Origin of the sequence: Sulfitobacter sp. HI0129 (genome assembly GCF_001635395.1) — a bacterium.
Taxonomy (GTDB): Bacteria; Pseudomonadota; Alphaproteobacteria; order Rhodobacterales; family Rhodobacteraceae; genus Sulfitobacter.
This window is the reverse complement of the sequence record NZ_LWGH01000813.1, coordinates 1-1,547: the sequence shown is the minus strand read 5'-3', so window position 1 is coordinate 1,547 and position 1,547 is coordinate 1. Positions and strand designations below refer to the sequence as shown.

At 65.9% G+C, this 1,547-nt stretch carries 2 protein-coding genes; both read right to left on the bottom strand.

Going from position 1 to position 1,547, the window contains the following annotated elements; translation table 11 throughout:
• Positions 1–472 precede the first annotated feature (472 nt).
• Complete coding sequence (locus A3764_RS19395) at positions 473–679, bottom strand: hypothetical protein (RefSeq protein WP_007120662.1); 207 nt, start codon at positions 677–679, stop codon at positions 473–475.
• A gap of 538 nt (positions 680–1,217) precedes the next feature.
• A partial coding sequence (locus tag A3764_RS19390) for an SLOG family protein (RefSeq protein ID WP_150122004.1) occupies positions 1,218–1,547 on the bottom strand: 330 nt, incomplete at its 5' end.

The window sequence follows — 1,547 nt, the reverse complement described above, 5'->3', positions numbered from 1 at the left end:
TGCATTCAGTCTCAGGCAGCCTTGGTGTCCGCTTCACGCCGCGGCCCGCAGGGACGCGGCTCTGCCGCCCTCACCACCGGGCGACCCACCTGTCCTAGGGGTCCCGTCCACCAGCCCCGCCCGAGGGTCTGGCCGAACACGCTTGTGTTCGGACGGAACCGCGGGCGGGCGCAAACCCCACCGACAGGGCGGATAGGCAGGGTCAAGGAGGGCCAGATTTGGGTCCCCAAATCTCTGCCGCAAAAACCGGGAGGCCAAGGCCTGCCGGTTTTTGTGGATGGCCCCCTTGAGGCTGACTGGCCGGTCTGTCGCGGCCTGATCATTCCGGGCGGCGATCGTCCTTTGAGCGCGCGGCTACCGGCACCAAGAGGAGGTCGCTGTAGGCGATCACCCGCGCCGGTGACGGCATACCTGGAACAGGGATCGGGCCGCCCCAAGATCGTCCTGGGGCGGCCCATCCTCGTCAGAGGACTTAGTCCTGGGGATCTTTAGCGCTCGGAGGGAACATCACCAGCTCCGAGACCGCGACCGGGAAGTCGAGCTTGAGGCTGAAGAACTCCGATCCATCCCCGTTGCGGGTGTTGCGGAACATCGCGCCCACGCGCTGAAAACGGGTGCGCTCCTGGCCATCGGTATCGGTGAACTTGACGGGGACGGTGGCGACGTAGTGGTTGGTCATTTGGGTTACTCCTTGTTGCGATGGGGATCACCCGGCACGGGGGCAAGAGGCCCGGTCGCAAGCGCAAATGCGGAGGGTCCGCGGCTTCGCCGTGGAAGCCGTATTTGTGCTTGCCGAAGCGTGAGCTGAGGGCACGATTGGGCCGACCCCGTGCGATCCACATCTATGAGCAAAAAGGAGAGCCCGGATGAGCCTTGCCATCACGCAGCCGCCACCATCCGCGTTCGCGTCACGCCGAGCCTGGCCGGGGTGCTGACGGAGCCCGCCCGCGTGGATGCGACGGTCCGAAACACCACCCGAGGGACGCGCAAGTCTTCAGCCTCAAGTGCGACGTCTCGACCCCTCGCGTCTTGCCCCGCTGACGATGTGCGTGAGGTGCGCACCATCCCCAGCCCGTACCGATGCGGATGGGCCGCACGCTGACGGACCGGGTAGAGGGATAACGGTGCTGGCCGCCGCAGACTGCCGATCACGCATGACCAATCGCACGCGCCATGAGACATGACGAAAGGGCCGCGCCAAGCGCGACCCCCTCTCTTCACTCCTGCGACGCATTCTTCACCGGGTCCGCAACCCGCATGACCGTCAGGCCTTTCGCTTCCGCTTTCTGCCCGAGGTTCAGCGCGACCCCGTTGCCGCCGAAGAGTACAACCCCCGTCGCCGCGAACTTGTCGTCCAGCATTTCGTCGTTGCACTTGAACGGTGCCGCCCGCCCATGCGCGGACCAGCGCGGATCGAAGCGCGCTTGTGCGACCCCGCGTGCCCGGGCCCACCGAGCCGCAATCATCTCCGCCCCGTGCTTGCCACCCTTGTGGCAGAGGAAGATCTCCTGGTTGCGGTTCTGTTTGATCCGTTCGCGAACCTTGTC